This window comes from uncultured Serinicoccus sp. (genome assembly GCF_947487915.1).
Taxonomy (GTDB): Bacteria; Actinomycetota; Actinomycetes; order Actinomycetales; family Dermatophilaceae; genus Ornithinicoccus.
This window is the reverse complement of sequence record NZ_CANKYH010000001.1, coordinates 247,119-273,814: the sequence shown is the minus strand read 5'-3', so window position 1 is coordinate 273,814 and position 26,696 is coordinate 247,119. Positions and strand designations below refer to the sequence as shown.

26 protein-coding genes are annotated in these 26,696 nt (G+C 72.5%); all 26 read left to right on the top strand.

Annotated features, from left to right (window positions below; genetic code table 11):
- Window positions 1-15 precede the first annotated feature (15 nt).
- Window positions 16-1,929: a penicillin-binding protein 2 gene (locus Q0795_RS01120; RefSeq protein ID WP_298885505.1), complete on the top strand. Its 1,914-nt coding sequence runs from the start codon at window positions 16-18 to the stop codon at window positions 1,927-1,929.
- Window positions 1,926-3,380, top strand: coding sequence for a UDP-N-acetylmuramoyl-tripeptide--D-alanyl-D-alanine ligase (gene murF, locus Q0795_RS01115; protein ID WP_298885503.1), 1,455 nt, complete (start codon window positions 1,926-1,928; stop codon window positions 3,378-3,380). The genes Q0795_RS01120 and murF overlap by 4 nt, the downstream gene beginning before the upstream one ends.
- Entirely contained in the window at window positions 3,380-4,495 is a 1,116-nt protein-coding gene (mraY, locus tag Q0795_RS01110) for a phospho-N-acetylmuramoyl-pentapeptide-transferase (protein WP_298885501.1), read from the top strand. Before murF ends, mraY begins: the two co-directional genes overlap by 1 nt.
- On the top strand, window positions 4,492-6,027 hold the full coding sequence (gene murD, locus Q0795_RS01105; protein WP_298885500.1) for a UDP-N-acetylmuramoyl-L-alanine--D-glutamate ligase: 1,536 nt from the start codon (window positions 4,492-4,494) through the stop codon (window positions 6,025-6,027). Before mraY ends, murD begins: the two co-directional genes overlap by 4 nt.
- Complete coding sequence (locus tag Q0795_RS01100) at window positions 6,024-7,355, top strand: putative peptidoglycan glycosyltransferase FtsW (RefSeq protein ID WP_298885499.1); 1,332 nt, start codon at window positions 6,024-6,026, stop codon at window positions 7,353-7,355. The genes murD and Q0795_RS01100 overlap by 4 nt, the downstream gene beginning before the upstream one ends.
- Window positions 7,352-8,467, top strand: coding sequence for an undecaprenyldiphospho-muramoylpentapeptide beta-N-acetylglucosaminyltransferase (gene murG / locus Q0795_RS01095; RefSeq protein WP_298885498.1), 1,116 nt, complete (start codon window positions 7,352-7,354; stop codon window positions 8,465-8,467). Before Q0795_RS01100 ends, murG begins: the two co-directional genes overlap by 4 nt.
- On the top strand, window positions 8,464-10,020 hold the full coding sequence (gene murC / locus Q0795_RS01090; RefSeq protein WP_298885497.1) for a UDP-N-acetylmuramate--L-alanine ligase: 1,557 nt from the start codon (window positions 8,464-8,466) through the stop codon (window positions 10,018-10,020). The genes murG and murC overlap by 4 nt, the downstream gene beginning before the upstream one ends.
- Window positions 10,021-10,070: 50 nt before the next feature.
- Entirely contained in the window at window positions 10,071-10,811 is a 741-nt protein-coding gene (locus Q0795_RS01085) for an FtsQ-type POTRA domain-containing protein (RefSeq protein WP_298885496.1), read from the top strand.
- A gap of 126 nt (window positions 10,812-10,937) precedes the next feature.
- Window positions 10,938-12,263 (top strand): cell division protein FtsZ, encoded by a 1,326-nt coding sequence (gene ftsZ, locus Q0795_RS01080; RefSeq protein WP_298885495.1) that lies wholly within the window; start codon window positions 10,938-10,940, stop codon window positions 12,261-12,263.
- Window positions 12,264-12,604: 341 nt separating this feature from the next.
- Window positions 12,605-12,796 carry a Flp family type IVb pilin gene (locus Q0795_RS01075; protein WP_298885494.1) on the top strand — a complete coding sequence of 64 codons (192 nt, stop codon included), beginning with the start codon at window positions 12,605-12,607 and terminating at the stop codon, window positions 12,794-12,796.
- A 210-nt stretch (window positions 12,797-13,006) separates the two neighbouring features.
- Window positions 13,007-13,372, top strand: a complete 366-nt coding sequence (locus Q0795_RS01070) for a TadE/TadG family type IV pilus assembly protein (protein WP_298885493.1) — start codon at window positions 13,007-13,009, stop codon at window positions 13,370-13,372.
- Window positions 13,360-14,328, top strand: coding sequence for a pilus assembly protein TadG-related protein (locus Q0795_RS01065; RefSeq protein ID WP_298885492.1), 969 nt, complete (start codon window positions 13,360-13,362; stop codon window positions 14,326-14,328). Before Q0795_RS01070 ends, Q0795_RS01065 begins: the two co-directional genes overlap by 13 nt.
- A 58-nt stretch (window positions 14,329-14,386) precedes the next feature.
- Window positions 14,387-15,268 (top strand): Flp pilus assembly protein CpaB, encoded by an 882-nt coding sequence (locus tag Q0795_RS01060; RefSeq protein WP_298885491.1) that lies wholly within the window; start codon window positions 14,387-14,389, stop codon window positions 15,266-15,268.
- Window positions 15,265-16,443, top strand: a complete 1,179-nt coding sequence (locus Q0795_RS01055) for an AAA family ATPase (RefSeq protein WP_298885490.1) — start codon at window positions 15,265-15,267, stop codon at window positions 16,441-16,443. The genes Q0795_RS01060 and Q0795_RS01055 overlap by 4 nt, the downstream gene beginning before the upstream one ends.
- The gene (locus Q0795_RS01050) at window positions 16,440-17,936 is read left to right on the top strand and encodes an ATPase, T2SS/T4P/T4SS family (RefSeq protein ID WP_298885489.1); all 1,497 of its coding nucleotides are present in this window, start codon (window positions 16,440-16,442) and stop codon (window positions 17,934-17,936) included. The genes Q0795_RS01055 and Q0795_RS01050 overlap by 4 nt, the downstream gene beginning before the upstream one ends.
- The gene (locus tag Q0795_RS01045) at window positions 17,933-18,871 is read left to right on the top strand and encodes a type II secretion system F family protein (RefSeq protein ID WP_298885488.1); all 939 of its coding nucleotides are present in this window, start codon (window positions 17,933-17,935) and stop codon (window positions 18,869-18,871) included. The genes Q0795_RS01050 and Q0795_RS01045 overlap by 4 nt, the downstream gene beginning before the upstream one ends.
- A complete protein-coding gene (locus tag Q0795_RS01040) occupies window positions 18,871-19,770 on the top strand; it encodes a type II secretion system F family protein (RefSeq protein ID WP_298885487.1) in 900 nt (299 codons plus the stop codon). Before Q0795_RS01045 ends, Q0795_RS01040 begins: the two co-directional genes overlap by 1 nt.
- A 26-nt stretch (window positions 19,771-19,796) precedes the next feature.
- Window positions 19,797-20,951, top strand: coding sequence for a DivIVA domain-containing protein (locus tag Q0795_RS01035; RefSeq protein WP_298885486.1), 1,155 nt, complete (start codon window positions 19,797-19,799; stop codon window positions 20,949-20,951).
- Window positions 20,952-20,981: 30 nt separating this feature from the next.
- Window positions 20,982-21,785 carry a polyphenol oxidase family protein gene (locus tag Q0795_RS01030; protein ID WP_298885485.1) on the top strand — a complete coding sequence of 268 codons (804 nt, stop codon included), beginning with the start codon at window positions 20,982-20,984 and terminating at the stop codon, window positions 21,783-21,785.
- A complete protein-coding gene (locus Q0795_RS01025) occupies window positions 21,782-22,528 on the top strand; it encodes a YggS family pyridoxal phosphate-dependent enzyme (RefSeq protein WP_298885483.1) in 747 nt (248 codons plus the stop codon). The genes Q0795_RS01030 and Q0795_RS01025 overlap by 4 nt, the downstream gene beginning before the upstream one ends.
- Window positions 22,529-22,592: 64 nt before the next feature.
- Complete coding sequence (gene sepF, locus Q0795_RS01020) at window positions 22,593-23,108, top strand: cell division protein SepF (protein WP_298885481.1); 516 nt, start codon at window positions 22,593-22,595, stop codon at window positions 23,106-23,108.
- A 65-nt stretch (window positions 23,109-23,173) separates the two neighbouring features.
- Entirely contained in the window at window positions 23,174-23,458 is a 285-nt protein-coding gene (locus Q0795_RS01015) for a YggT family protein (protein ID WP_058891568.1), read from the top strand.
- Between the two features lie 162 nt (window positions 23,459-23,620).
- Window positions 23,621-24,583: a DivIVA domain-containing protein gene (locus tag Q0795_RS01010; protein WP_298885478.1), complete on the top strand. Its 963-nt coding sequence runs from the start codon at window positions 23,621-23,623 to the stop codon at window positions 24,581-24,583.
- 171 nt (window positions 24,584-24,754) lie between these two features.
- Window positions 24,755-25,225 carry a TraR/DksA family transcriptional regulator gene (locus Q0795_RS01005; RefSeq protein ID WP_298885476.1) on the top strand — a complete coding sequence of 157 codons (471 nt, stop codon included), beginning with the start codon at window positions 24,755-24,757 and terminating at the stop codon, window positions 25,223-25,225.
- Between the two features lie 26 nt (window positions 25,226-25,251).
- Window positions 25,252-25,746 carry a signal peptidase II gene (gene lspA, locus Q0795_RS01000; protein WP_298885475.1) on the top strand — a complete coding sequence of 165 codons (495 nt, stop codon included), beginning with the start codon at window positions 25,252-25,254 and terminating at the stop codon, window positions 25,744-25,746.
- A complete protein-coding gene (locus tag Q0795_RS00995) occupies window positions 25,743-26,672 on the top strand; it encodes an RluA family pseudouridine synthase (RefSeq protein WP_298885472.1) in 930 nt (309 codons plus the stop codon). The genes lspA and Q0795_RS00995 overlap by 4 nt, the downstream gene beginning before the upstream one ends.
- Window positions 26,673-26,696: the final 24 nt, after the last annotated feature.

The window sequence follows — 26,696 nt, the reverse complement described above, 5'->3', positions numbered from 1 at the left end:
CAAGGGGTGAGCACCGTGGCACGACCGCGCACCGCCCATCGCTCCCCGTCCGCCCCGGCCGTCGCCGCCGGCGTCGCCCACCCGGCCCGACGCGCCCGCGCCCTCATGCTCGGCGTCCTCATCGTCCTCAGCCTCTTCGCCGCCCAGCTGGTCCGGCTGCAGGGGCTCGACGCGGCGAGCGTCTCGGCGGCGGCACTGGGGGAGCGGCTGCAGTCCCGGACGATCCCCGCCGCCCGCGGGAGCATCACCGACGTCCACGGCGACGCCCTCGCCGTCAGCGTCGAGCGGCGCCGCATCGTGGCCGACCCGACCCTCGTCGTGGACTACGAGCGCACGGAGAAGGCCGCGGACGGCTCCCGCCAGGTCGTCGGGACCGGGTATGCCGCGGCCGCCCAGGTCGTGTCCGAGATCACCGGCGCCGACCAGGCCGACGTGCTCCGCCGGCTGGTCGACCCGCTGGGCGAGCAGTACGCCGTCCTCGTCCCCGACGCCTCCCCGCAGGAGTGGCAGGAGATCAAGGCCGCCAACGTCCGCGGGGTGTCCAGCGAGGAGCTGATGCGCCGCGAGTACCCCCTCGGGGAGGCCGCCGCGCCGCTCCTGGGCTGGATCGGGTCCGGGGAGATGGCTGCCGGCGGGATCGAGCTGGTCAGGGACGAGGAGCTGACCGGCGAGCCGGGGGAGGCGCTCTTCGAGATCGGTCAGGACGGCCAGCGGATCAGCACCGGCGTCTACGAGGAGGACCCGGCCCAGCCCGGCCAGGACCTCCGCCTCACCATCGACGCCGACCTGCAGTGGCGTGCCTACGACGCGGTGCGCACGCGGGTGAAGGAGGCCGGGGCGCTCTCCGGCTACGCCGCGGTCATGGACGTCGAGACCGGGCAGCTGCGCGCCCTGACGAGCTACCCGGGCTTCGACCCCTCGCAGAGCACCCAGGACGCCGCGGACATGCGCAACGCCGCCGTGGAGGACGTCTACGAGCCCGGGTCGACCTCCAAGCTCATCACCGCCGCCGCCGCCCTCGAGGAGGGCATCGTCGAGCCGGACACCCCGATCGAGGTGCCGGTGACGATGAGCCGCGCCGGGACCCGCTTCAAGGACGCCGAGCCGCACCCGATCGAGTACCTCACCTTCGGGGGCGTGCTGGCCAAGTCCTCCAACATGGGCACGATCCTCTACGGCGAGAAGCTCAGCGACCAGCAGCTCTACGACTGGATGCGCCGCTTCGGCATCGGCGACCGGACGGGCCTGGGCCTGCCGGGGGAGTCCGCCGGTCTGGTGCCCGAGCCCTCCACCTGGAGCGCGACCACCCGCTACACCTTCATGTTCGGCCAGGGGCTCTCCGGCACGCTGCTGCAGCAGATGGGGGTCTTCCAGACCATCGCGAACGACGGCCTCAGGGTGCACCCGAGCATCATCGCCGGCACGGTGGACGAGGAGGGGCGCTACACGGCGGAGGAGCCGGTGGCGCCGGAGGAGGACGCGCGCGTCATCAGCGAGGAGACGGCGCAGAGCCTCACCGAGATCATGCAGCAGGTCCCGTCCACCGGGGGCACCGCCCCGCTCGCGGCGGTCCCCGGCTACCACGTCGCCGGCAAGACCAGCACGGCGTCCCGGATCGACCCGGAGACCGGTCGCTACGACGGCAGCGTGACCTCGTCCTTCATGGGGTTCGCGCCGGCGGACGACCCGAAGTACGTCGTGGCCGTGGTCATCCAGCGACCCACCCGGATCAGCGAGTTCGGCGGGGTCGTCGCAGGCCCGGTCTTCGCCGACCTCATGCGCTACGCGCTCCAGCAGGAGGGCATCGCCCCGGCGAGCACCCCACCCGCTGAGTTCGAGATCGAGTTCGACCCCGAGGAGCCGGTGCCCGGCCAGAAGGGTGTCACACTGGGAGACCTGGCCATCAAGGACGAAAGGACCGATGGGTGATCCCCCTGAGCCTCGGTGAGGTCGCTCGCCTGACCGGTGGCCGGGTGCACCCGGGTTCCCCCGAGGACGCCTCCGTCCGGATCACCGGCCCGGTGGTCACCGACTCCCGCGAGGCGCTCCCCGGCGGCCTCTACGTCGCCCGGCGCGGGGAGAGCGCCGACGGTCACGACTTCGTCGCCGGTGCCGCGGAGCGCGGCGCGGTCGCCGCCCTCACCAACCGCCCCGTCGAGGTCCTGCCGTGCGTGGTCGTCCAGGAGGACCCGGCACGCCTCTCGGACCGCCCGGACCGGCCGCCCTACGACGCCGTCACCCGGGCCTTCGCCGCCCTCGCCCGCGAGGTGCACGACCGATGCGTCGCGCACGGCGGGCTGCGGACGGTGGCCATCACCGGCTCCTCCGGCAAGACGTCCACCAAGGACCTCATGGCCCAGGTGCTGCAGCGGCTGGGGCCGACGCTGGCTCCCGAGGCGTCCTACAACTCCGAGGTCGGGCTGCCGCTGACCGTGTGCCGGCTGACCGAGGACACGGCCTACCTCGTGGCGGAGATGGGTGCCTCCGGTGCCGGTCACATCGCCCACCTCACCCAGGCGGCCCCACCCCTGGTCTCGGTGGTCCTCAACGTCGGCAGCGCCCACCTCGGCGAGTTCGGCTCGCGCGCGGCCATCGGGCGGGCCAAGTCCGAGATCGTGGCCGCCCTGCCCGAGGACGGCCTGGCCGTGCTCAACGCGGACGACGACGTCGTCCGCGCGATGGCGGACGTCGCGGCGCGGGCCGGGGCGCGCGCCGTGCTCGTCGGCCTCGCCCCGCACGCCGAGGTCCGTGCCGAGCAGGTCACCCTGGACCCCCTCGGGCGCGCCTCGTTCGTGCTCACCGCCCCCGGCGGGGTGGCCGAGCCGGTGACGCTGCAGCTCGCGGGTGAGCACCAGGTAGGCAACGCCCTCGCCGTCGCCGCGGTCGCCGCCGAGTGGGGTATGCCGTGGCGCGAGGTCGCCGCCGCGCTGGGCGCCGCCACGGCGCGCTCCCGGTGGCGGATGGAGGTCACCGAGCGTCCCGACGGCGTCACCGTCGTCAACGACGCCTACAACGCCAACCCGGAGTCGATGCGGGCCGCGCTGCGCGCCCTGGCGGCGATGCGCCGCGCGGAGGGCCGCACCGTGGCCGCCGTCGGCGGCATGCTGGAGCTCGGCGCCGACAGCGACCTCGAGCACGAGCGCGTCGGCGCGCTCGCGGCCGACCTCGGGGTGGACGAGCTGGTCGTCGTGGGCCCGGTCGCCCGACCGGCGGCGACGGCATACCTCGCCGCCGGGGGGAGCAGGACGACCACCCTGGCGGACCGGCACGAGGCGCTGGGGCACCTGCGCGAGACGTTGGGCCCCGGGGACGTCGTGCTGCTCAAGAGCAGCCGCGACTCCGGGCTGCGCCTGCTCGGGGACGAGCTGGTGGGCGGCTGATGGTCAACGTCCTGCTCGCCGGCGCGGTCGCCATGGTCTTCTCGCTCTTCGGCACCCCGCTGTTCATCCGCTTCCTCGTGCGCCGCGGCTACGGCCAGTTCATCCGCGACGACGGGCCCACCTCCCACCACACCAAGCGCGGGACGCCCACCATGGGCGGCGCCGTCATCATCGGCGCCACCCTGGCCGGCTACGTCGTCTCCCACCTGCTGCTCATCCTGCTCGACGTCACCGGCATCCTCGAGGTCACCCACTCGCGGTTCAGCCTCAGCGCCGTCCTCGTCCTCTTCCTCATCACCGGTCTCGGCGTCATCGGCTTCCTGGACGACTACACCAAGATCTCCAAGCAGCGCAGCCTCGGGCTCACCTCGGCGGAGAAGCTCACCGGCCAGACCGTGGTCGCCATCGTCTTCGCCCTGGCCGCGCTGCTGCTCGAGGGCGACAGCACCCGGGCCCCGGCGTCCACCGCCGTCTCCTTCGTCCGGGACACCGCGGTCGACCTGGCCTTCGCCGGCCCCGTCCTCGGGGTGATCCTCTTCATCGTGTGGGCCAACGTGCTCATCGCGGGAGCCTCCAACGGCGTGAACCTGACCGACGGGCTGGACGGGCTGGCGACGGGTGCCTCGGTCATGGTGTTCGCCGCCTACTCGGTCATCGGCATCTGGCAGTACAACCAGAACTGCCAGCTGGCCCCGGGGCCCAACTGCTACGACGTCCGGGACGCGCTCGACCTGGCCGTCGTCGCCTGCTCCGTCGCCGGCGCCTGCTTCGGCTTCCTGTGGTGGAACGCCTCGCCCGCCAAGATCTTCATGGGCGACACCGGCTCGCTCGCCCTGGGCGGCGGGCTCGCCGGGCTGGCCATCACCACGCGCACGGAGCTGCTGCTGGCGGTGCTCGGCGGGCTGTTCGTCATGATCACGCTCTCGGTCATCATCCAGGTCGCCAGCTTCAAGCTCACCCGCAAGCGGGTCTTCCGGATGGCGCCGCTGCAGCACCACTTCGAGCTGCTCGGCTGGGCAGAGGTGACGATCGTCATCCGCTTCTGGATCATCGCCGGCATCTGCGTCGCGGTGGGCCTGGGGCTGTTCTACGGCGAGTGGGTGGCGAACCTGTGAGCACCGACCTCAGCGAGCTCACCCACCGGGACGCCGACTGGAGCGGATTGCGCGCCCTCGTGACCGGCCTGGGCGTCACCGGCTTCGCCGCGGCCGACGCGCTGCTGCAGCACGGCGCCCGGGTGACGGTGCTCGACACCGGCAACGACACCGAGAAGCAGGACACCCAGGCGGGGATCCTCGGCATCCTCGGTGCGGACGTCCGACGCGGGCCGCGGCACGTGACCGGCTGGCCGCAGGACGGCCCGGAGGGGGAGGCACCGCTCGAGGTCGACGTCGTGGTGACCTCCCCGGGCTGGCCCCCGCACCACCCGGTCCTGGCGGCGGCGCTGGAGCGCGGCATACCCGTCTGGAGCGAGATCGAGCTGGCGTGGCGCCTGCGCCCGCGGGTGGGTGCCGCCCCCTGGCTCGTGGTCACCGGCACCAACGGTAAGACGTCGACCGTCCAGCTGCTCACGTCCATGCTGCAGGCGGCCGGCCTGCGGGCCATCGCGACCGGCAACGTCGGCACCCCGGTGCTCGACGCGGTCCAGCACCCGGACCCCTACGACATCGTGGCCGTCGAGCTGTCCAGCTTCCAGCTGCACTTCACCCACAGCATGAGCCCGCTCGCCTCCTGCGTGCTCAACCTCGCGCCCGACCACGTCGACTGGCACGGGTCGCTGGAGGCGTATGCCGCGGACAAGGCGCGGATCTACGAGCGCACCCAGGTGGCCTGCGTCTACAACCTCCAGGACCCGCGGACCGAGGCGATGGTGGAGCAGGCCGAGGTGGTGGACGGGTGCCGGGCCATCGGCTTCACCCTCGGCACGCCGGGGCTGTCGATGCTGGGGCTCGTGGACGACGTCCTCGCCGACCGGGCCTTCGTCGAGGAGCGGCGCACCTCGGCCGCCGAGCTGGGGACCCTGGAGGACCTGGCGCGGGCCTCCGGCGGCGACGGGTCGACCGCGCCCCCGCCCCACCTCGTCGCCAACGCCCTGGCGGCGGCCGCCCTGGCGCGGGCCGCCGGCGTCACGCCGGCCGCGGTCCGCGAGGGGATGCGCAGGTTCCGCTCGGACGCCCACCGGATGAGCGTCGTCGCCGAGCACGAGGGCCTCACCTGGGTCGACGACTCCAAGGCCACCAACCCGCACGCCGCCCTGGCCGCGCTGCGCTCCTACCCCCACCTCGTCTGGGTGGCCGGCGGCCAGCTCAAGGGTGCCGACGTCGAGGAGCTGGTCGCGGAGGTGGCCCCCCGCCTGCGGGCGGTGGTGCTGCTCGGGAGCGACCGGGGGCTCATCGCGCAGGCGCTGGCCCGACACGCGCCCGAGGTCCCGGTCCACGACGCCGGCGTCACCGACCATGGGGACATGGCTGCGCTGGACCGGGTGATGGACGACGTCGTGGCCCGGTGCGCCTCCCTGGCCCGCCCGGGCGACGTGGTCCTGCTCTCGCCCGCGGCTGCCTCGCTCGACATGTTCCCCAGCTACGGCAGCCGGGGGGACACCTTCGCCGCCGCCGTGCGCCGGCACCTGGGTGGGCGGCCGTCGTGACGACGATCCTGGACCGCCCCCGGGGTTCGGTCCCCCGGGGCGAGGGCGAGGAGACCGGCTGGAGCGTGCAGTCGGTCGGTGCGTGGCTGCGCTCGCCGGTCGCGCCCTACTACCTCGCGCTGGTGTCCGCCTCGGTGCTCACCGGGCTGGGCCTGGTCATGGTGCTCTCCGCCTCCAGCGTGGGCTCCTACCGCGACAGCGGCAGCTCCTACACCGTCTTCCTGGACCAGCTCGTCTTCGGCTCGATCGGCATCGTGCTCGCAGTCGCGGGTTCACGCCTGCCGGTGCGGATGTGGAAGAAGCTGGCCTGGCCCGGCATCTTCCTGGCCCTCCTCCTGCAGCTCGCGGTCTTCACGCCGGTCGGGATCGAGTTCCAGGGCAACCGCAACTCGCTCCTGGTGGCCGGCTTCTCGCTGCAGCCGGCCGAGTTCGGCAAGATCGCGCTCGTCGTCTTCGGTGCCGCCGTCCTCGCTGCGAAGCGCAAGGTGATCCACCGGCTGGCCCATGCCACCATCCCGTTGATCTTCCCCTTCGGGATGCTGCAGCTCGGTCTGGTGCTGCAGGGCCGCGACCTCGGGACAGGCCTGATCCTGCTCGCGATGATGGCCGGGCTGCTGTGGACCGCAGGCCTGCCCGCGCGCTGGTTCGTCGGGCTCGGCGCCGTCGGCGCCGCCGGGGTGGCCGTGCTCGCCCTCGGCAGCGCCAACCGGATGCAGCGCATCCAGACCTGGATCGGCGGCATCTGCGACAGCCCGCAGGTCGAGGGCTGCTATCAGAAGGTCCACGCCGAGTACGCCCTCGCGGACGGCGGCTGGTGGGGGCTCGGGCTGGGGGAGTCTCGGGAGAAGTGGGGCATCCTGCCCGAGCCGCACAACGACTTCATCCTGGCCATCATCGGCGAGGAGCTCGGGCTGCCCGGCAGCCTGGCGGTGCTCGCGCTCTTCGCCGTGCTCGCCTACTCCTGCTTCCGGGTCATCACCGAGGCCGAGGACCCGTTCACCCGCCTCGCGGCGGCCGCGATCCTGGTGTGGTTCCTCGGTCAGGCGCTCATCAACATCGGCTCGGTCATCGGCATGCTGCCCATCATCGGGGTGCCGCTGCCCCTGGTCTCCAGCGGCGGGTCCGCCCTCATCGCCGCGCTCATCGGCATCGGTCTGCTGCTCTCCCTCGCCCGCTCGCTCCCGGGGGCCGAGGAGACGCTGCGCGGGCGCACCGGGACGCTGCGGCGCACCCTGGCCGCCGTCCCCGGCGCCGGCGGCTCGCGGCGTCGGCCGGCCACCCCGGCCCGCCGGAGCACGCGCTCCCGGGCCCAGGGCGGGCGGCGGTGAAGGCGCAGGACCGCAGCGGGGTGCGCGTCGTGCTGGCCGGGGGCGGGACCGCCGGTCACGTCCTCCCGCTGCTGGCGACCGGTGACGCGCTGCGCCGTCGGGTGCCCGACGCGGACATCCGGGTGCTGGGCACCGCGGAAGGACTGGAGGCACGCCTGGTGCCCGAGCGGGGCTACCCGCTCGTCGTCGTGCCCAAGGTCCCCTTCCCCCGCCGGCCCGACGCCCGCGCGCTGCGCTTCCCCGGGGCCCTGCGCCGAGCGGTCGCCACGGCGGCGGGGGCGATCCGCGACAGCGACGCCCAGGTCGTCGTGGGGTTCGGCGGCTACGTCGCCACCCCGGCCTACCTCGCGGCCCGCCGGGCCGGGGTGCCGATCGTCCTCCACGAGCAGAACGCCCGGCCCGGGCTGGCCAACCGGCTCGGGGCCCGCTTCACCGCACGGGTGGCCACGACCTTCGCCTCCACCGAGCTCCCGCACGCCGTCCGGGTGGGGCTCCCGCTGCGCGAGGAGATCCGCACCCTGGACCGGGAGGCGCTCGCCGGGGCGGCGCGCGCCGAGTTCGGTCTGGACGAGGGCCGTCCCACGCTGCTCGTCTTCGGCGGCTCGCTGGGGGCGCAGCGGCTCAACGAGGCGGTGGCCGGAGCCGGTGCCGAGCTGCTGGCCGCCGGGGTCCAGGTGCTGCACCTCACCGGCGCGGGCAAGGAGGTGGCGGTCCCCGGTCCGGACCCCCGGACCGGCGCCCGCTACCTCGCCCTGCCCTACACCGACCGGATGGACCTCGCCTACGCCGTCGCCGACCTCGCGCTCTGCCGGGCCGGTGCGGGGACGGTCTGCGAGCTGGCCGCCGTCGGGCTGCCGGCCGTCTACGTCCCGCTGCCCATCGGCAACGGCGAGCAGCGCCTCAACGCCCGCGAGGTCGTCGAGGCCGGCGGCGGGCTGCTCGTCGAGGACGCGCAGGTCGACCCGGGCTGGGTCCGCACCGTCGCGCTCCCGCTGCTGCAGGACGGCCCGCGGCTGCAGGTCATGGCCGCCGCGGCGGCCGAGCACGGGGACCGGGACGCTGCCGACCGGCTGGTCGACCTCATCCTCGAGGCGGCGGGTGGTCAGCGGTGACCGGGGCGCGCTTCGACTTCACCGCCCCCGTCCCGAGAGCCGAGGAGCTCGGGCCGGTGCACGTCATCGCCATCGGCGGGTCCGGCGTCTCCGGGGTGGCCCGGCTCTTCCTCTCGCGTGGGGTCCAGGTGTCCGGCTCGGACCAGCGCGACAGCCCGACGTTGCGCTCGCTGGAGCAGGCGGGGGCACGGGTCCACGTCGGCCACGACCCGGCGCACCTGGGTGACGCCCGCACGGTGATCGTCTCGGGGGCGGTCGGCGAGGACAACCCCGAGCTCGCGGCCGCCCGCGCCGCGGGGCTGACCGTCCTGCACCGTGCCCAGGGCATCGCCGCCTTCCTGCACGGGCGACCGGCGGTGGCCGTCGCCGGGGCCAACGGCAAGACCACCACGAGCGCGCTGACCACGGCGGCCCTCCAGGCCGCGGGCGCGGACCCGGGGTACGTCCTGGGTGCGCCGCTGGCCAGCACCGGCGTGAGCGCCGCCCCGGGGGCGGCGGACGCCCCGGTCGTCGTCGAGGCGGACGAGAGCGACGGCAGCTTCCTCACCTACCGGCCCCAGGTCGCGGTGGTGACCAACGTCCAGCCCGACCACCTCGACCACTACGGCGACGCGGCCGCCGTCGAGGCGGCATACCGTGACTTCGTCGGAACCGTCCCCCGCGACGGACTGCTCATCACCACGCTCGACGACCCGGGGGCCGCGCGACTGGCCGCAGACGCGCGCGCGTCCGGACTGCGGGTCGTGACGTGGGGCACCGAGGGCACCGAGGGCACCGAGGGCACCGAGGGCACCGAGGGCGCGGAGGGCGCGGACGTCCTCGTCGACGACGTGCGCTCCGAGGGCACGAGCGCCTCGGGCACCGTCGTGGTCGGTCCGGGCGTCCCCGGGCTCGAGGAGGGCACGACGGTGCGGCTGCACCTCCCGGCACCGGGGGAGCACACCGTGCACAACGCGGTCGCCGCCCTCCTGACGGCCACCGTCGGCCTGGGCCTGCCGCTGGGCCTGGCCGTCGACGGGCTGGAGCGCTTCGCGGGGGTGCACCGACGCTTCGAGCGGGTCGGTGCGGTGGACGGGGTCGAGGTCGTCGACGACTACGCGCACAACGCCCCCAAGGTCGCGGCACTCGTCCGCGCCGCCCGCAGCGCGGCCGCCGGGCGTCGCCTGGTCGTCGCCTTCCAGCCGCACCTGTTCTCCCGGACGCGTGACTTCGCGCCCGGCTTCGTCGAGGGGCTCGCCGGGGCCGATGTCGTGGTCCTGCTGCCGGTGTATGCCGCCCGCGAGCGGCAGGAGGACCACCCCGAGGTGACCTCCGGCCTGCTGGCGAGCGGCCTGCGCGCGCACGCCGCGGCACCGCTCGTGCTCGAGGTGGGGTCGGTCGGGGCGGCTGCCCCCGCGCTGGCCGAGGTGGTCGCCGACCGGGTCGAGTCGTTGGTCGTCACCGTCGGGGCCGGTGACGTCACCGGTGTCGGCGCCGAGCTGCTGGACCTGCTGGAGCGACGTCGCCGGACCGGCGCCGCAGCGCCGCGGACGGTCGACGGGGGAGCGTCATGAGCCCGCGCTGGCCACGGCGGCGTGGCGCAGGACGCCGGGGAGGGGGGAAGGTGCGGGCGCGGCGTGTCGGCCTCGGCCGACGGGCCCTGCTGCTGTGGAGCGGTGGGGTGCTGGCCGCCGCCGCGGCGATGGTCTTCCTCTTCTACTTCTCGGTCGCCTTCGTCATCGAGGACGTGCAGGTGGAGGGTGGTCGCGAGGACGTGGCGGCCAGCGCCCTGGAGAAGGCCCAGATCCCGCAGGGCCGCCCCCTGGCGCGGGTGTCGGAAGGGCGGGTCAGCGAGCGGGTGCTCGCCGACCCCCGCATCGCCTCGGTGGAGGTGGATCGCGACTGGCCCTCCTCGATCACCCTCGTGGTGACCGAGCGCGACCCGGCGCTGGCGCTGCGCGGGGCCGGGACCACGTGGCTCGCCGATGCCTCCGGGGTGCTCTTCGAGCAGGTGGACAAGCCGAGCAAGAAGCTCCCGCTCATCGCGCTGCGCACCGACCCGACCGAGCTGGACCGGCGGACCGTGACGGGGCTGGCCGAGCTGTGGCGCACGCGGCCGGACCCGGACACCCTCGAGGGAGAGCTGGGCGCGCCCTCGGTGGCCCGGGACGGCTCGGTGGAGATGGACCTGGGTCAGCTCACGCTGCTGTGGGGCGCCCCGACGGACAACGAGAAGAAGTGGCACGTCGTCTCGGCCCTGGTGGGGCAGGAGACCATCGACCCGCAGGGTGCGCTGGCCATGACGATCGACGTGCGGGTCCCCGGCACGCCGGTGGTCACCGGGCTTCCCGAGGCCACGGGCTGATCGACCCTCGACCTTCGACCTGAGGTCGAGGTTCATGCTGGGGGGCCGGCCCTCCTCGCCCGCGTATGCTCGCGGCACGCACCGCAATCGATGCATCGCACCCGCACCCGTTCCGAAAGGTCCACCGTGTCCGCAGCGCAGAACTACCTGGCCGTCATCAAGGTCGTCGGCATCGGCGGAGGTGGCGTCAACGCCATCAACCGGATGATCGAGGTCGGCCTCAAGGGTGTCGAGTTCATCGCCATCAACACCGACGCCCAGGCTCTGCTGATGAGCGATGCCGACGTCAAGCTCGACGTGGGGCGGGAGCTCACCCGGGGGCTCGGCGCGGGCGCCGACCCGGAGGTGGGTCGCCGCGCGGCGGAGGACCACACCGAGGAGATCGAGGAGGCCCTGCGTGGGGCCGACATGGTCTTCGTCACCGCCGGGGAGGGCGGTGGCACGGGCACCGGGGGCGCGCCTGTGGTCGCCAAGATCGCCAAGAGCCTGGGTGCCCTGACCATCGGTGTGGTGACCCGGCCGTTCACCTTCGAGGGGCGGCGCCGCGCCAACCAGGCCGAGTCCGGCATCGCCACGCTGCGCGACGAGGTCGACACCCTGATCGTCATCCCCAACGACCGGCTGCTCTCGATCTCCGACCGCACGGTGTCCATGCTGGATGCGTTCCGCAGCGCCGACCAGGTGCTGCTCTCGGGTGTCCAGGGCATCACCGACCTCATCACCACGCCAGGCCTCATCAACCTCGACTTCGCCGACGTGAAGTCGGTCATGCAGGGGGCGGGGTCCGCCCTCATGGGCATCGGCTCGGCGAGGGGCGAGGACCGCGCGGTGCAGGCTGCCGAGCTCGCGATCTCCTCGCCGCTGCTCGAGGCGAGCATCGAAGGCGCCCACGGCGTGCTGCTGTCGGTCCAGGGCGGGTCGGACCTCGGGCTCTTCGAGATCAACGAGGCGGCCCGGCTCGTGCAGGAGGCCGCCCACCCGGAGGCCAACATCATCTTCGGCGCGGTCATCGACGACTCCCTCGGCGACGAGGTGCGGGTCACCGTCATCGCGGCCGGCTTCGACGGCGGCGCCCCGCAGACCCGGGGCGAGGGCAACGACCGTGCCCTCGGCCAGGTGCACGCCGGCGGCACCAACCGTCAGCAGGCCCCCCAGGGGCAGCAGCGTCCCGCTGGTGGCCAGCAGCAGCCCCAGCAGCAGCGTCCGGCGCCGGACCAGGGGGGTCAGCGCCCCGCCGGTGCCCCCGGCAGCCAGGCGCCCGCCCACAGCGGCGCCCAGCAGGCGGGTCAGCGGGGGGAGCAGGATGCTCAGCAGCAGCCGCCGTCGCAGGGCCAGTCCTACGAGGGCGAGGGTGGCGCGTCCCAGCAGCCGCAGCGTCCCGTGCAGCAGCCCCCCCGCCAGGTGACCTTCGAGGACTCCGACGACCTGGACGTGCCTGACTTCCTCAAGTAACCTGGAGCCCTCCAGAACTGCCCCCGCCGACGCTCGGTGGGGGCAGTTCCATGAGGTGGTTGAAGGTATGCAGGACCTTTAGTTCTGGTCTAGACCACCTCACAAAGAGGTATAGCGAGAGTAAAGAACCGCAGGTCAGAGCTCCGTTATCAAACCGTTACCTTGATTCTTCAACCAGGGACTTGCGCTGGAGAAATCGGGGTGTCACTCTTCTTTCTGCCGGGGTTACCCGGTGGTACGGAACCGGGTCGTCCCGGGCGTGCCTCCGTCACAGGAACCCGACGTCATCCAGCTCCCCGGAGGGGTGTGCGACGTCTCTACCCCCTCAAGGAGAATCCGTCATGTCCAGCATCTTCTTCGCCCTCGCCACCCTGAAGTCCCGCCTCGAGGAGGCCGACAAGGAGCGCGGCGCCACCGCCGTCGAGTACGGCCTGCTCGTCGCCCTCATCGCCGCCGTCATCGTGGGCATTGTCGTCACGCTCGGCCAGGATGTCCTGACCGGGTTCACGACGGTCACGAACGCCCTGCCCTGATCGCCGCTCGCTGGCGTCCGGCACGGTGACAGCCGTGCCGGACGCCGGCCCGCACGCCGTACGACCAAGGCGGTCACAGCGCCCACACCGAAGTGGAGCCCTTCGTTACGAGAGTGGTCCCAGCCGTTCAGTTCATGGCGGTGTGCGGGCGCATTCCTGTTACCACGTCTGTCCAGCATATCTACCCTGCCACTCTCGAAAGTCCGAGTCATGAAAGCACAAAGGGAACGGGGAGCGGCGGCCGTCGAGTTCGCCCTCGTCGCCCTGATGCTCATCACTCTGGTCTTCGGGGCCGCCGAGTTCGGGCGGCTGTGGTTCCTCCAGTCGACCCTCGCGGCGGCGGCGCGGGACGGGGCCAGGGAGATGGCGGTCAAGAACGACCAGGGCGACGCCGAGGCGGCGGCCCAGCAGATCTTCCCCGACGCCGCCGTGGCGGTGACCCCGGCCAGCGGTGCCTGCGACAGCGGAGGCCAGGCCAGGGTCGTCGCGACCTATGACGCGTCGTGGCTCACGGGGCTCTTCGGCAGCGGCACGATCACCCTCACCGGAGAAGGAGTCATGCGATGCGGCGGTTGAGCCAGCGCCTCTGCAGCTCCGACAGGGAGCAGGGGGCCACCGCCGTCTTGGTGGCCCTGCTCCTGACCGTCATGGTGGGGTTCACCGGGCTCGCCGTCGACGGCAGCGCGACCCTGGCCAAGCACCAGGAGCTGCAGAACGGCGCAGACGCCGCGGCCCTCGCCGCCGCTCAGGAGTGCGGCGAGAACGGGTGCGGTGACATCGATGCGGTGGCCGGCCCGTACGGCGTGGCCAACGTGCGCCAAGAAACCTCGAGCGTGAGCACCGACCTGGACCCAGACGAATCGGCCCGCGAGGTCACCGCCACGGTCACCGGTACCAAGACCCACTGGTTCCTCCCCGTCCTCGGGTTGGACAGCACCGAGCTGACGGCCACCGCGACAGCGGCGTGGGGGGCCCCTCAGCAGGGGCCGGCGATGCTGCCCCTGGCCGTGTCGCAGTGCAACTTCGAGAACGCCGCCGGCCCGGTGCTCGGGGTGCAGATCAGCGTCTACATGCCCAAAAACGGGTCCGAGGCCAACGGCGGGGTCTGCAACTGGGGCTCCGAGTATCCCCCCGGCTCGTTCGGCTGGCTGGACGACTCCGTGGACTGCCAGGTCGAGATCGTGGTGGGCGAGTACGTCGACACCAAGACCGGCACCTCGGCCGTGCCCGGGTGCGACTTCAGCTCATTGGTCGGCCAGACGGTACTCATCCCCATCTTCGACGACGACATCGGCACCGGCGCCAACGGGTCGGTGCGGGTGGCCAAGTTCGCCGCGCTCGAGCTCCTCGGCATCAAGCCCAGCAACGGCGGCTCCTCGCTCGGACTGGCCTGCGGCCCGAAGCCCAGCCCGACCGCGGACTACCACAACACCTGCCTCACGGGGATCTTCAAGGAGTACGTCGCTTCACCTGACGACTACCTCGTGAATGACGACGACAGCGAGGTCACCGTCGTCACCCTCATCGACTAGCACCACCGCCCTATCCTGCTCAGCACCTCCACTCCGGTCACAGGGAGAGTCGTTCAACATGCGTCGAGTCATTGCTGCCGTGCTCGCGATCGTCCTCGCGGCGCTCGGCATCGTCCTGGTGCTGCGCTACGCGCAGAACGCCGACCAGCGTGCGCTGGAGGGTATGGAGACCCGACGGGTCTTCGTCGCCACCGAGCCCATCCCCGAAGGGACACCCGCGGGGGAGCTCGCCGGGCTGACCGAGGCCCGGCAGGTGCCCGAGGCCTACCTCATCGGTGGCGTCATCACCGACCTCGACGACCTCGAGGGCGAGGTGGCCCTCGCGGAGGTCCCCGAGGGGGAGCAGCTGTCCGCGACCCGTTTCGCCACCCCGGACGAGATCCGCGGGCGCGACGACTTCGAGCTGCCCGAGGAGGCGCAGGACCTGCACCAGATCACCGTCCCCCTCGGGACGGCTCGGTCTCTCGGCGGTGACATAGCCCCCGGCGACACAGTCGGGGTCTTCATGTCCTTCGACGCCGAGTTCCAGCAGGGCCTCTACGTCGACGCCGACGGTGAGGTCCGGTGGCTCGAGGACCTGCCGCAGGAGGCGCGGCCCGAGACCACGGACGAGAGCGGCACGGAGAGCCTGAACATCGCTCTCACCCAGCTGGCGCTGGAGAAGGTGCTGGTCACCCGGGTGCAGGGTGGGTACGTCCCAGCACCGGCCCCTGCGTCCACGGAGGCGGAGGAGGACGCGGGGGCAGCCGAGGAGGAGGCAGGTCCTGAGGACGAGATCCTCGTGACCATGGCACTCTCCGGTGGTGACGCCGAGCGCCTGGTCTACGCCATGGAGTTCGGGACCGTCTGGCTCAGCTACGAGCCCGAGACGGCGGAGGAGGACGACACCGACGTCAAGGTCGTCCAGCTGCCGGAGCGGGCCGGAGGATTGCTCCAGTGAGCGCCACGATCCTGGTCACGACCTCCACCGAGACGGCCCGCAAGGTCCGGTTGGCCGGGGGTGACGAGCTGACCGTGCTGCAGCCCCAGCAGCTGCCGGCCACGGCACCTCAGCTGGTGGCCATGGCGCCCCAGCCGGACGCGGTCCGCGCGGTCCTCCTGGACGTGCGGCAGGGCGGGGTCGACGAGGGCCAAGCGGTGGAGGTGGCTGGGCGTATTACCTCTGTGTACCCGACCATCTCCGTGCTGCTGCTCACCGACGATGCCGAGAGGCTCGCGCTACCCGCACTGCGTGGGGGCGTGCGTGACCTCGCCGATCCCGAGCTGTCCGTCGAAGAGCTGCGCCTTCTGCTCCGACGCGCCGTCGAGAGCTCGGCGAGCGGGCTCACGGAGTCGGAGGGCTTCACCGGCCGTGTCGTCACCGTCGCCTCGCCCAAAGGCGGCGTGGGCAAGACCACCCTGGCGACGAACATCGCGGCCGCCCTTGCCGAGCAGGCCCCGCAGGGCACGGTGCTCGTCGACCTCGACGTCCAGTTCGGCGACGTCGCCTCGGCGCTGGACCTCCAGCCGACCTACACCCTGGGAGACATTGTCGTCGGGCCTGGCCTGTCCGACGCCATGACGCTCAAGTCGCTGCTGACCCGGCACGGGTCGGGGCTCCAGGTCGTATGTGGCGTGCACAGCCCGGCCGAGGCGGATGTCGTCACCCCGGCCGCCGTCGACACCCTGCTGCGTCTGCTCAAGCAGGAGTTCCGCTACGTCGTCCTCGACACCGCGCCGGGGATGAGTGAGCAGACGCTGGCCGCGATCGACCACACCACCGACCTCGTGCTCATCACCAGCCTGGACGTGCCCGGCGTGCGCGGGCTCAAGAAGGAGCTCGAGGTGCTCGACGAACTCGACCTCTCGCCCTCGACCAGGCACGTGGTGGTGAACTTCGCCGACGGCGACGCGGGCCTCACGGTGAGGGACGTCACGACGGCGATCGGCCGGAAGGTCGACCTGGCCCTGCCGCGCTCGCCCAAGGTGCCGCGCAGCACCAACCAGGGGCGCCCCATGGTGAGCGCCCTGCCGAAGGACAAGGTGAGCCGGGCGATCACCGGTTTCGTCGGGCGCTTCGCCCACCTCTCCAGCGGGAGCCGCTGGAACGGCCGACACCGAGGAGCGGTGCGATGAAACTCTCCGACAGGCTACGCGCCGCACAGCAACCGCACCCCCGACAGGTGCCCTCCCCCGGCGTGGTGCCGACGGGCGCCACGGCCGGTAGTCCCGCCAACGACGCCCGGGCGGTCGAGGCCCCGGTGGTGGAGGGGGCACCCGCTCCGACAACCTCTGCCATGGAGTCCCCTCCCTCTGTGACAGTCGCCGCCGCACCGGTGAGCTCGGCCCTGCAGGCCTTCAAGGAGCAGGCGCGCGAGCAGCTCTTCCAGAAGCTGGGGGGCCGGCTTACCGACTCCACCCTGCAGGAGGCCGAGCTGCAGGGGCTGGTCCGCAAGGAGCTGGCCGCACTGGTCCAGTCCGCCGACATCTCGCTCAAACCGGACGAGCGGCGCAGGCTGATCGACGACCTCACCGACGACGTCCTCGGCTACGGACCGTTGCAGAAACTGCTCGACGACGACGACGTCAGCGAGGTCATGGTCAACGGGCCCGACCATGTCTACGTCGAGCGGGCGGGTCGGCTCACCAACTCTGGAGTCGTCTTCACGTCCGAGGAGCAGCTGCGTCGCGTCATCGAGCGCATTGTCTCCCGCGTGGGGCGGCGCATCGACGAGTCGTCGCCCCTCGTGGACGCCCGGCTCGAGGACGGCTCGCGTGTGAACGCCATCATCCCGCCGCTGGCGGTCAACGGTTCCTCGCTCACCATCCGCAAGTTCGGCAAGGTGCCGCTTCAGGCCGAGGACCTCGTCCAACGCGACTCGCTGACACCGGAGATGGTGACTCTGTTGGACGCGTGCGTGAAGGCGAGGCTCAACATTCTCGTCACCGGAGGCACCGGCACCGGCAAGACGACGCTTCTCAACGTGCTCTCCTCCTTCATCCCCACGGACGAGCGCATCGTCACCATCGAGGACGCCGTCGAGCTGCAGCTCCAGCAGGAGCACGTCGTGCGGCTGGAGAGCCGGCCGCCCAACATCGAGGGCCGGGGCGAGATCACCATCCGAGACCTCGTCCGCAACTCCCTCCGCATGCGGCCCGACCGCATCGTCGTCGGCGAGGTGCGCGGTGCTGAGAGCCTGGACATGCTGCAGGCGATGAACACCGGCCACGAGGGGTCGCTGTCGACCGTTCACGCCAACACCCCCCGCGACGCCATCGCCCGCCTCGAGACCCTGGTGCTCATGGCCGGGATGGACCTGCCGCTGCGGGCCATCCGGGAGCAGATCTCGTCAGCGGTCGACCTCATCGTCCACCTCACCCGGCTGCGCGACGGCACCCGTCGGGTCACCCACGTCACCGAGGTGCAGGGCATGGAGGGCGAGATCATCACGCTGCAGGACGCCTTCCTCTTCGACTTCCACGCCGGGGTTGACGAGCACGGCAAGTTTCTCGGACGTCCGCGCGCCACCGGCGTGCGCCCCGGCTTCACCGAGCGCTTCGAGGACCTGGGCATCCAGCTGCCGCCCGGGGTCTTCGACCACGACCTGAGGGCGAGGGACACCTGGTGAGCCTGATCCTCAGCCCCTGGGCCGCCGCCCTGCTGATCCTGGCCGGCCTGGGCCTCGCTCTGGCCGTCATCCTCGTGCCCTCCACCGGCGCCGCCGCGCGGCGGCGGGTCGGGGCGACCCAGCAGGAGTCGGCCCTGACCCGCGCCACCGAACGGGCCACGGCCTCCATTGCCAGTACGGTCGCCCGCGGTCGTCGGGGTCTGGCCTGGGAGCGGGCGCTGGACCGCGCCGGCTTCGCCTACACCCTTCCGGAGTACCTCCTCTTGGTGGGTGCCGCGGCCCTGGTCGGTTTCGCGGTCGGGGTGGTGCTGGGATCGGTCGTGATCGCCGTCATGCTGGTCGGGTTCGCGGTCGCCGGGTCGGTCATGCTGGTCAGCGTTAAGGCCGAGCGTCGCCGCAACGCGTTCGCCGAGCAGCTCGACGACCTGCTGACGCTGCTGGCCAGCAACCTGCGCGCCGGGCACAGCCTCCAGCAGTCCCTCGACTCCCTCACGGCGGACACGGAGGACCCGGCAGCGGGGGAGATCAGCCGTGCGGTGACCCAGATCCGGGTCGGACGGGACACCACCGAGGCGCTCGCGGACGTCGCGGAGCGGATGGACAGCGACGACTTCCGCTGGGTCGTCCAGGCCATCGCCATCCACCGCATGGTTGGCGGCAACCTCTCCGAGGTGCTCGACACCGTCGCGGAAACCATCCGGTCTCGCGGGCAGCTGCGCAGGCAGGTCGAGGCGCTCAGCGCGGAGGGCAAACTCTCCGGACGGGTGCTGATGGCGCTGCCGTTCTTCGTCATCCTCGTGCTGTCCTTCGTCAGCCCGGGTTACCTGTCGGTCTTCACCACCACCACCCTGGGGTTCCTCATGATGGGGGCGGCGGGTGTGCTGCTGGTCGTCGGGTTCTTCTGGATGCGCGCGACAGTCAAGGTGACGTTCTGATGGCAACGTCGTTCATCGCGGTCGTCGTCGCCGTCGTCGCGGTCGGTGCTGCTGCCCTGCTGCTCACCTACTCCCTGACGTCCGAGGCGGGGGTAACGCGCTCTCGGGCGAGGGCGAACCTGCACCGAGGCGGCGCCCGCGCGAGTGGGAGCATTCAGGACGAGACCGAGGAGTCCGGCCTGGTCGGGTTCGCGCGGAGGCTCACCCCCACAGCATGGGTGCGCCAGGTCGATCGGTTGCTGGCCCGCGCGGGTCGGCCGGCGGCATGGCCGCTGGACCGGATCCTCGTCACCAAGTTGCTGGCCGGGAGCGGCGCACTGGCTCTGATGCTGCTCCTGGTATCCCGCAACCCGGGCAGCCGCCTCGTCGTCTTTGCGGTCGCCGTCATCGCCCTCGCGTGGTTCCTGCCCGACCTGCTGCTGTACAACACCGCCATCAAGCGGCGTACGGCGATCCAGCATGCACTGCCTGACACCCTCGACCAGATGACCATCGCGGTGGAGGCCGGCCTCGGCTTCGAGGCGGCCATGGCCCACGTCGCGCGCAACAGCAACGGACCTCTGGCCGAGGAGCTCATCCGCACGCTGCAGGACATCCAGGTCGGCCAGCCGCGGCGCGCGGCCTACCAGGCGCTCGCCGAGCGCAGTCCGGAGCCGGACCTGCGCCGCTTCCTCCGTGCGGTCATCCAGGCGGAGAGGCACGGGGTCTCCATCGCGCGGGTGCTCTCCACGCAGGCCGATGAGATGCGGCTCAAGCGCCGCCAACGCGCCGAGGAGAAGGCGATGAAGATCCCGGTCAAGGTCGTCTTCCCGCTCATCCTCACCATCCTGCCCGTGCTCTTCATCATCGTCATGGGCCCGGGCGTCATCAACATCATCGATTCCTTCTCCGGCCGGTAGGTCGGCTCCATGAAAGGGGAGGCACCGTGCCACTGCACCCGGACGACGTGATCCGCAAGACGTTCAAGACCACCCAGCTGCGCCGTGGGTATGACGAGTCGCAGGTCGACGCCTTCCTCGAGGAGGTCGTGACCGAGCTGCGGCGTCAGCAGGCCCGGGTGGAGGAGCTGGAGGGGGAGGTGGCCGGCCATACCTCGCGCAGCGCCGACGACGAGGTGTCTGAGCGGGTGCAGCGTGAGCAGCACCAGGTCGACCTCATCCGCGCCGAGCGGCGCGAGCTGGTCACCGAGCTCGCGGAGGTGCAGGCCCGGCTCGACCGGTCCACCGCCGCCGCCGACGAGGCCGACCAGCGCGCCGGGGCCGCCGAGTCCGCCGCCCATGAGGCCGAGCGACGGCAGCAGGAGGCCGAGGCCGGCCTGGCCACGAAGGAGGACGCGCTGCGCCGGGTCCAGGCCGAGCTCGACCAGACGGTCGCGGCCCACGACCGCGCTGCCACCGAGCTGCGCACCCTGCGGGTGGCGGCCGAGACCCGCGGGACCGAGACCTTCGGCGACGAGCTCGACCTGCCCGACGGTGACGACCCCCAGCAGACCGACCTCGACGTCATCCTCACCGTGGCCCGTCGGCTGCACGAGAACTATGTGGAGCAGGGCCGGGCCGAGGGTGACCGGCTGCGCGAGCAGGCCCGCACCGAGAGCGAGGCCGTCCTGGCCCGGGCCGAGGCGGACGCCGAGGCGCAGACGGCCCAGGCCCGGGAACACAGCGTCGGCCTGCTCGACCAGGCCAGGGCCGAGCACGCCCGCCTCGTCGAGGAGGCCCAGGCCGAGCAGGAGCGCCTGCTGGACCAGGGCCGCTCCGAGCACGAGCGGCTCGTCGGCGAGGGACAGGGTGAGCACGACCGCCTGCTCGCCGAGGCCCAGGCCGAGCACGACCGCCTTCTCGCCGAGGCGCAGGCCGAGCACCATCGCCTGCTCACCGAGGGTCAGGACCGGCACGACCGTCTCGTCGCCGAGGCGGAGGAGGAGCGCGCGGGCATCCTGGCCGACCTGCAGACCCGCAGGACCATGCTGGAGCAGCGGCTCGCCGGCCTGGACGAGGCGCAGCACGGCTACCGGCAGCGGTTGCGCGAGCTCGTACAGGCGCAGCTGTCGGCCCTGGACGACGAGGCCTGGCGCCGCTGAGCCCTGGGTGGGGCCGCTACCCTGCTGAGCGTGTTCACCTGGCGAGAGCGGCTCGACCCGACCGGCGACGGCTACGGGGTGGAGTGGGCCGTCACCGACCGGCACGGCGGCGCCAGCCAGGATGCCTACGCCTCCTTCAACCTGGGGGGCCACGTCGGTGACCTCCCGGAGGCGGTCGAGACCAACCGTCACCGGCTGGCCCACGAGCTGGGCCTGCGGGGCGCCGACCTGCGCCTCATGGACCAGCAGCACGGGTGCTCCGTCGCCCTGACCCCGTCCACCAGCGCGGGGGCCGCAGGTGGGGCACCGCCGCCACCCGGGGCGGACCGGGACGCCCCGCCACCGGCCGCGGACGCCCTCGTCACCGACCGCACCGACGAGGCGCTCGTGGTCCTCGTCGCCGACTGCGTGCCTCTCCTGCTCGTCGACCGCACGGAGGGGCTGGCGGCCGCCGTCCACGCCGGCCGGCCGGGGCTGCTCGCGGGGGTCGTCCCGGCGGCCCTGCAGGTGCTGGGCGACCTGGGTGCGCGCCGCCTCGAGGCGGTCGTCGGTCCGTCGGTGTGCCCGCGCTGCTACGAGGTCCCGCCGTACCTGCGTGACCAGGCGGCCGCGCTCACGCCGGCCGCCGCCGCGGTGTCCTGGACCGGCACCCCCGCCATCGACGTCGCCTCGGGAGTGGTGCAGCAGCTGGCCGACAGCGACCTCGAGGTCACCCTGCGGTGGCTGCCCGGCTGCACCCGGGAGCGGACCGACCTCTACTCCTACCGTCGCGACGGCGCTACCGGTCGCTTCGCCGGGGTCGTGCGGCTGCTGCCGCCGGAGCAGGTGGCATGAGCGTGAGCGGGGACCGCGCGGCCGAGCTCGCCTCCGGGCTCGAGGGTGTCCGCAGGCGGGTCGACGACGCCTGCGCTGCGGCCGGACGGGAGGCGGAGCGACCGACCCTCGTCGTCGTGACCAAGTTCTTCCCGGGCAGCGACGTGGAGCTGCTCGCCGGGATGGGTGTCACCGACATCGGCGAGAGCCGCGACCCCGAGGCCGGGGACAAGGTCGCCGGGCTGCCCGGGCCGGTCCGCGCCGACCTGCGGGTCCACTTTGTCGGACAGCTGCAGACCAACAAGGCGCGACGCGTGGCCCGGTATGCCGACGTCGTCCAGTCGGTCGACCGGGCGCGGCTGGTCCGTGCCCTCGACCGCGGCCGGGCCGAGGCCGTCGACGACGGGGACCGGGAGGGCCCGCTGGAGGTCCTCCTCCAGGTCGACCTCGGGGAGGGCGAGCAGGCGGGGCGTGGCGGTGCGGCGCCGGAGGAGGTCGCCTCGCTGGCCGAGGGCGTGGCCGCTGCGCGGTGGCTGGAGCTGGAGGGCGTCATGGCGATCGCGCCCCGCGACCTCACCCCCGACGAGACCCGGCGGGCCTTCGACCGGCTCCGCGGGCTGGGGGAGCAGCTGCGGCATACCCACCCCCGCGCCACCTGGGTCTCGGCGGGCATGAGCGGCGACCTCGAGCTCGCCGTCGCGGCGGGTGCGACACACCTGCGTGTCGGGAGCGCAATCCTCGGTTCGCGACCACCGCAGCGGTAGCGTCGTGCACGACCGATCCACCCACGGGAGCTACGTCCCGTCACGCACCTAGGAGCTCGCACACATGGCCGGGGCACTGCGCAAGACCATGGAGTACCTCGGACTCGCCGAGTCCGACGAGCGCTTCGACGACTACGACACCTACGCCGACGAGACGCCCGACCAGCGCTCCTCGGGTGCGAGCGTGCGCCAGCTGCGGGAGGACGACCACGGGGCCGGTCAGCACGCCACGGTCGCGACGCTGCCCACGAGCACCCCCGTGTCCCAGGTCGTCCGCGAGCCGGAGGTCGGCGAGTTGAACCGCATCACCACGATCCACCCGCGCACCTACAACGAGGCCAAGACGATCGGCGAGGCCTTCCGTGGCGGGGTGCCGGTCATCATGAACCTCTCCGACATGGACGACTCCGACGCCAAGCGGCTCGTCGACTTCGCCGCCGGCCTGGCCTTCGGTCTGCACGGGTCCATCGAGCGCGTGACGAGCAAGGTGTTCCTGCTCAGCCCGTCCTTCGTCGAGGTCGACGGGGGCGCGACCGCCGAGCAGACGCGCGGCGTGCAGGGGCCCTTCAACCAGAGCTGACGTCCGACCGTGCCGGTGGCGGCCCGCAGCAGCCGACGCCCAGGTCGCCCGCGTAGGCTGGCGCCATGATCGGCCAGATCCTCGCGCTCGTGCTCAACCTGTACTTCTTCGTGCTCATCGCCCGCCTGGTGTTCGACTGGGTGCAGGTCTTCGCCCGGGAGTGGAGGCCCAAGGGTCCCGTCCTCGTCCTGGCCAACGGCGTCTACAGCCTGACCGACCCGCCCCTGCGGGCGTTGCGACGGGTCATCCCACCCCTGCGCCTCGGCGGCGTGGCCCTCGACCTCGGCTTCCTCGTCCTCATCATCGCGGTCGGCATCGGCCGCTCGCTGGCCCTCTCGTTGCCCTTCTGACCTGGGGCGTTCCCCCGTGGCACCGCTGGGGAGCAGCCGGTCGACGCGGTGACCGAGGCTGATCGGTGCGTTACAGTGCTCGCTGCAGTGCATGCCCGCACGCCATCGCCGCCGCCGTGACGCGGTACCAGGGTGATGGCCCCTTGGACCAAGAGGTGAACCATGGCTCTGTCCCCCGAGGACGTCATCAAGAAGAGCTTCAGCGCGACGCACCTGCGGCGCGGTTACGACGAGACCCAGGTCGACGACTTCCTCGACGAGGTCGTCGTCGAGCTGCGTCGGCTCGTGTCGGAGAACGACGGCCTGCGCACCGACCTGGAGGACTGCCGTGCCAGCCGCGGCGTCGTCTCCACGGCTGGTCAACAGGCGGGCTCGGCCCGCACGGACGAGAGCCACGGGGACGGGGCCGAGGCAGAGGAGCTGGAGGCTCTGCGTCGCCAGCTGGCCGAGTGCCAGGAGGCGCGAACGGCCGCCGAGCGCCGGGCCCAGGAGGCCGAGGAGCGGGCCGGCGCGGCCGAGCGCGACCGTGACGAGGCGCGCTCGTCCCTGGAGGCCGCGGCCACCGGCGGCGCCGCGGCAGCCGGCCCGGGCGGCGACGGCGAGGACCCGAGCTCCATCATCTCCCTGGCGCAGCGGCTGCACGACCAGCACGTGGCCGAGGGGGAGAGCACCCGGGCGAGGCTCATCGAGGAGGGCGACACATACAAGACCACGGTGGTCGCCGAGGCCGACGAGCACAGCGCCCAGCTGCAGCGCACCGGACAGGAGACCCACGACCGGCTGGTGGCCGAGGGTCAGGCCACCCATGACGAGCTGGTCCAGACCGGGCAGAGCCGCCACGACGAGCTGATCCAGACCGGACAGAGCCGCCACGACGAGCTCGTCAGCACCGGTGAGCAGACGCGGGACCGGCTGGTGGCCGAGGGCCAGGCGAGCCACGACCAGATGGTCAGCGAGGCCGAGCAGAAGCGCAGCACGGTGCTCGAGGACCTGCACGGTCAGGAGAGCGCGCTGTCCGCCACCATCGGTGGACTGCAGTCGCAGGAGCGTGACCTGCGCGAGCGGCTGCGGGCCTTCCTGGCCGACCAGATGGAGCGGCTGGACGGGTCCCGGCCCACCTCCTGATCCGGCGCACCGCCGAGCACGACGACGCCCCGACCACGACCGGTCGGGGCGTCGTCGCGTCCCTCCCCAGGGTGATGTCGTTTCCCGTTGTCATCGTCAGGTTGCTGATCTATTCTCCCAGCACCATCGCTCGCCTGGCAGGGGAGCGCAGCCCACGAACGAAGGACAGCCGTGGCGACGAGTGTGAAGCAGGGGGGTCCGAGCGGTGCGAGCCGCTCGGACCGTGGCACCAGCGAGTCGGGAGCGCACCGGGCGCTGAGCGTGCGGGACGACGAGAGCCCGTGGACCGCCGCCGAGCTGGACGAGCTGCGCGGTGAGCTCGAGGCGGAGATCGACCGCCTGCGCAGGGAGGTCGAGGAGGCCGAGCACGACCTGCTGGAACGCGGTCGCTCCTTCGGGGACGGTGCCGGCGACGACCAGGCGGATGCGGGTGCCGCGACCTGGGAACGCGAGCACGAGCTGTCCGTCACCAACAACGCCCGCGACCTCATCGACCAGAACACGCACGCCCTGGACCGGGTCGGGGCGGGCACCTACGGCGACTGCGAGTCCTGCGGCACCCCGATCGGCAAGATGAGGCTGCAGGCCTTCCCTCGTGCGACGCTATGCATGACATGCAAGCAGAAGCAGGAACGCCGCTGACCAACCGTCCCCCGAGACGCACCGCCGTGGTGCTCCTCGTCGCCCTGCTCTGGGCGGGCCTGGACCAGGCCACGAAGGCGTGGGCCGAGGCGACCCTCACCCGGGGGGAGTCGGTGCCGGTGCTCGGTGAGGTCCTGCAGCTGCACCTCACCTACAACTCCGGCGCGGCCTTCTCCCTCGGCACCGGCTGGACGGGTGTCGTGACGACGGTGGCGACCCTGGTGTCGGTGGTCATCATCTGGCAGGCCTTCCGCACGCGCAGCCTGGTGTGGGGGATCACCCTCGGCCTGCTGCTGGGCGGTGCCGTGGGCAACCTCGTCGACCGCTACCTGCGCCCTCCCTCGGTCGGTCTGGGCCACGTCGTGGACTTCATCGCGCTCCCGAACTTCCCGGTCTTCAACATCGCCGACATGGGCGTGACCACCGCGGCCGTCCTCATCGTCCTGCTGTCCCTGCGCGGCTACCATCCCGACGGCACCCGCGAGGGCCAGGAGCCGGCGGACCTGGAGGAGGCGCGGTGAGCGACTTCCGGCTGTTCACCGTGCCCGAGGGCCTCGAGGGAGAGCGCGTCGACGCCGCCCTCCCGCGGCTGCTGGGGCTCTCCCGGTCGAGGGCGGCGGCGCTGGCGGGTGAGGGCCACGTGGTCGTGGACGGGCGCACGGTCGGAAAGTCCGAGCGGCTCACCGCCGGTGCCTCGCTCGAGGTGCGGATGCCCTCGGCCACCGAGCCGGCGGAGCTGGCCGTCGTCGCCCAACCGGTCGAGGGCATGCGCATCGTGCACGACGACCCCGAGATCGTCGTGGTCGACAAGCCCGCCTTCGTGGCGGCCCACCCCAGCGTCGGCTGGACCGGTCCGACCGTGGTGGGTGGCCTCGCGGCGGCGGGCTACCGGATCTCCACGTCCGGGGCCCCGGAGCGGCAGGGCATCGTGCAGCGGCTCGACGTCGGCACCAGCGGCCTCATGGTCGTGGCCAAGTCCGAGCGCGCCTACACCGTGCTCAAGCAGGCCTTCCGGGACCGGGTGGTCGACAAGACCTACCACGCCCTCGTGCAGGGCCTGCCCGACCCGCACGAGGGGACCATCGACGCCCCCATCGGGCGCCACCCGGGGCACGACTACCGGTTCGCGGTGATGACCAGCGGCCGGCCCAGCATCACCCACTACGAGCTGCTCGAGGCGCACCGGCGGGCGAGCCTGCTGCAGATCCACCTCGAGACCGGTCGGACCCACCAGATCCGGGTGCACTTCTCCGCTCTCCGGCACCCCTGCTGCGGTGACCTCACCTACGGCGCCGACCCCACGCTGGCGCGCGACCTGGGCCTGGACCGCCAGTGGCTGCACGCCACCGAGCTCGCCTTCGACCACCCCGGCAGCGGGGAGCGCGTGAGCTTCGCCTCGGCATACCCGCAGGAGCTGGAGCAGGCGCTGGAGCGCATCCGCGGGTGACCCGGGACGGGGCGGCAGGAGTGT